Genomic DNA, 3,609 nt, shown 5'->3' with positions numbered 1-3,609 from the left:
GCTGACTATACGGTTCCTTCTACTTCGAATTTAACCATCGTTGTGACCACTTCAGAAACTGGTAAAACAACTGTGGCAAGAACCTTTACGGTGACAGTTGCTGCGGCAGTGCCAGCCGTGAATGCGACATCACCAAGTGCAATTACACTTGCTGTGGGCAGTACCAATCCAGTAGGTGGCGTTACAAATGTTGCAATACCAGTAGCTGGTGGTACAGATACCACTGGTGCAGTTACAGGTTGGTATGCGACCACTTCAGCTGCAATTAAGTTTACAGTTGTCGACGGTGGCTCAGCAACTTCTACGATAACAATCAATGGTAATCCTTATACAAGTGGAAATGATTACACAATTCCTGCTGCGATACCGCTTACCATTGTTGTCATAACAGAAGAAAATGGAATGATTACAGTGACTAGAACCTTTACGATTACAGTAACGGCAGGACCTTGATTAAATGTTTGATTCAAGGTAAAGTTCAGTATAACCATAACCATTGTATAAATGATTAAATAAAATCCCAAATTCAAGGTTTTTAAACTAGGCAATTATTGCCACAGTTTTAGAACTTGATTTGGGATTTTTATTAGTTATATAAAGCAATATTGTCTGGGATAATTGTAACTTCAATAACGGAAAGTTTTTCTGAGCTTATATTTTTCAAAGTAAATTTTGATGTGGTCCATTCACCAGAGTCAAGTTTATCCGTAATATCAAACTCTTGAACGACAGGATTTTGATCTTTTGAATCCTTTTTGCAGGCAATAATGACCTTTGCACCGTTTAGGGTAATATTGTTAGGGTTTCCAAAAGCTAAGTATAAATTATACCCTGTTAAGTACTCTTCGATATCTGTTACTGTAACCAACATAGAGCCAATATCTGTTTTTGTAACCGAATAGCCTTCGCTATAAGCAGATATGTAAGCAGGTTTACCATTTTCAATAGTTTCAGCCAACTCACGATAAGTGTTTTCTATGAAAGTAAATCTTAAGTCCGATTTTGATGTTGAAGTTTTGAGTTCTGATTTTAAGGCTTCAATTTCACTTTTTAGTTCTTGATTTGTTTCCTGGAGCTTTATCAGCTCAGCTTCAATTTGAGTAATTTTTTCTGTATCATTTGCACATGATGTTAATGTTAAAATAATAGCCAACATCATAACAAGGGTTACTGTTTTTTTAAAATACATCATTTTTGTTATTTCCTCACAGTATCTTTAAATTTAAGAAAATTTGTTTTAAATAAATGTGTTAGTTTTTCTGATATTCATTAAATAAAAGAATTTGATTTAATGAATATCAAATGAAGTACTTAGGATAATACATATCCACTAATGATTTTGTTAAACTTAACGATATCAAAATTTCCCTTGATATCAAACTTAACTTTGCCAACGGCAGCAATATAGATTTCTAATTCACAATCTAAGTCTAATACACCCGCAGTTTCCACAGAAAAAGTTTGGATTTTACTGTAAGGCATAGAAGTATAGTCAACTTTTGAACCTGTTAAGCCTTGTACATTTGCGGCAATAATTCTTTTGTTAGTAAAAACAACTTGGTCACGAATGGTCTGGAAAAGTCCAATAATTTCTTCGTCATCCAACAAAAAAGAAGTAATGGGTTTTAAAACGTTTTTGGGATCCATAGGTTTGAGTTTAAATACGGTGTTTGAGTTGAAATCAATCATAAATACTACCTCCATTTTTTTATATCGACAGTTTTTTTACTGTGGATAATCTAGTATAAGCTAAATCAAGATTAAAAGGGATCAAACCATTTGACTAATCTGTTGTATGAATATGTAATACTAATTAAGAGCTTAAAAATAATTAAACGTTAATTGAAAAACTAACTTCCGCTTTTTCGTAATCATTGGAATTGCAAACGTAAGTTCAGCTTTTTATGTATAAGTTACTGTTCAATATCTTAAATACGGTATATAATCATAATCAAATAACATAAATAAGTGGTATTTATTGCATGTGAATACGATCACCGGAAGGTCGTGCAGGACTAAATTCCGCTGATCTGAGTATTGCAATACTAAGTTCCGCGATATCTATCCAAGTATTTTTGTTGTTTATGAGCTACTTCAGTAGCGAAGGTTTTAGATGAACTTCGTCAGCTGGAATAAGTTCCAGCCTACAAGTGCTGATCAAAGATTCATCTAATAATAGCTGAGCCAATTTGAACGGTGTAAGGTCGTTTAGATTGGCTCTTGCTGTACTATTGATGTGATTAGTCATCAGCGTCACCCTTTCCTGTGTAAGCTCATCAAAACGCTTACCCTGCGGTAAAATATATCTTATGAACTCATGATTTTTTTCAATGGCTCCTTTCTGATGTGATGCCATGGGATCACAGTAATATAAGCGAGTTCTGCGCCTATGGTGATCATCAAATTCTATACTCTCAGGTGCCTTGAATTCTGATCCATTATCCGTAAGAATGACAGGAAATAAGCGTTTAAAAGCTTCTTCACCAAGCGAATGATAGAGATCATCAAAGACATATTCTACTTCCTCTTGAGTACATGCATCTAGTAAAAATATAAGCATCAGAGAAGTATTTCTGAAGAATAAAGTCAATAGGGTTTTTCCGCCATGACCACCGTGTACAGTATCCATTTCAACGATATAGCTATCTGGATGTTGCTCCATATACGTTAGAAAATCTTTGTAAGTGCGATCTATTCTATGAAGTTGAGTTCTGGTTACGGGATCTTGCTTTTTCTTTCTTGGCTTATATTTCACCTTACGTGGTAAATCGATATTCCGTGCACTAAATAAATTCTGTTCAAAATAAATGTACAGCGTCCTTTTAGAGCATTTAATCTCATGCTTGTGATGCGCATAAATATGTGCGATGGATTGCCCTTTTAACACAAGCGGTGAGATTAATTCATCGAGCTCGGACAGTTCATTTTCATCTAAAGTAATGCCCTGTCTTGAATTTGACAGCTCTTCTTCATAAATCGATTGAGCTACCTTTGCCTGATACCTATACTTTTGTAATTTACAACGTATCTTTTGATTGCAGCCATTGCAAACATGAGGAAAGCGTGTTATTTGAGAACATTGTTTAGGCATATAATGCGAACAAATCCTGTAACAATTCTGTAGGTTGCACTTCTTACATAACTGATTGCAAGTGGTAGAGCAGATATTCTTTTTATCGCAACCGCTCTTATTCGTACAGGTTGAGTATCCTACTACTTTCTCTTTACTCGATGTAACTCTACTGCGCTTAATCTCTTTTGAAATAGTAGTAGGGTCTTTCTTTAAGTATCTTGCAATGGAACTCAATGAATAGCCTTCACTCAGTGAATCTTCAATATAATGTCTGTCATGAAGTGTTAGATGTTTTCCTTTTGTTGTCATAGTTTTTTCTCCTGATTTGTCAGGATAGATATCTATAACAGTATACTAAATTTGTGCTGGGGTAACTTCTGTTTGCAGAACTAACTTCAGTTTTATGGGTGTAAACGGAATTTACTTTTTCATTTAAGGTATTTTCGCCAATGATAATCAATTCGACCTCTTTGTCCACCTTCTTTTTCATATCTCTTACAATTCTGTTCATTTTTTGAAATGTAAGCGCGAGGGGT

At 34.7% G+C, this 3,609-nt stretch carries 5 protein-coding genes and 1 pseudogene; 1 reads left to right on the top strand and 5 read right to left on the bottom strand.

Translation table 11 applies throughout. From position 1 onward, the window contains the following. Positions 1 to 453: hypothetical protein (locus AC220I_RS19995; protein ID WP_486725628.1), on the top strand; the 453-nt coding region annotated here is incomplete at its 5' end. Positions 454 to 586: 133 nt separating this feature from the next. Here the strand turns inward: AC220I_RS19995 and AC220I_RS19990 are convergent. The 5 genes and pseudogenes from AC220I_RS19990 to AC220I_RS19970 form a co-directional block, all read right to left on the bottom strand. Then, positions 587 to 1,192: a bZIP transcription factor gene (locus tag AC220I_RS19990; protein ID WP_486725627.1), complete on the bottom strand. Its 606-nt coding sequence runs from the start codon at positions 1,190 to 1,192 to the stop codon at positions 587 to 589. A 119-nt stretch (positions 1,193 to 1,311) separates the two neighbouring features. Beyond that, positions 1,312 to 1,689, bottom strand: a complete 378-nt coding sequence (locus AC220I_RS19985; protein WP_486725626.1) for a PH domain-containing protein — start codon at positions 1,687 to 1,689, stop codon at positions 1,312 to 1,314. A 400-nt stretch (positions 1,690 to 2,089) separates the two neighbouring features. After that, positions 2,090 to 3,091 carry an IS30 family transposase gene (locus AC220I_RS19980; protein ID WP_486725629.1) on the bottom strand — a complete coding sequence of 334 codons (1,002 nt, stop codon included), beginning with the start codon at positions 3,089 to 3,091 and terminating at the stop codon, positions 2,090 to 2,092. A gap of 165 nt (positions 3,092 to 3,256) precedes the next feature. Continuing rightward, positions 3,257 to 3,382, bottom strand: a pseudogene (locus tag AC220I_RS19975) (helix-turn-helix domain-containing protein); the annotation flags it as partial. 19 nt (positions 3,383 to 3,401) lie between these two features. Next, positions 3,402 to 3,609: hypothetical protein (locus AC220I_RS19970; protein WP_486725625.1), on the bottom strand; the 208-nt coding region annotated here is incomplete at its 5' end.

This window comes from Fusibacter sp. (assembly GCF_057447755.1).
Note: the sequence above shows the minus strand (reverse complement) of the source record. Positions and strands in the feature narration are given on the sequence as shown.

Coding starts and splice junctions, on each gene's coding strand:
- AC220I_RS19980 (WP_486725629.1), bottom strand. CDS start 3,091: ATGCCTAAACAATGTTCTCAAATAACACGCTTTCCTCATGTTTGCAAT.
- AC220I_RS19985 (WP_486725626.1), bottom strand. CDS start 1,689: ATGATTGATTTCAACTCAAACACCGTATTTAAACTCAAACCTATGGAT.
- AC220I_RS19990 (WP_486725627.1), bottom strand. CDS start 1,192: ATGATGTATTTTAAAAAAACAGTAACCCTTGTTATGATGTTGGCTATT.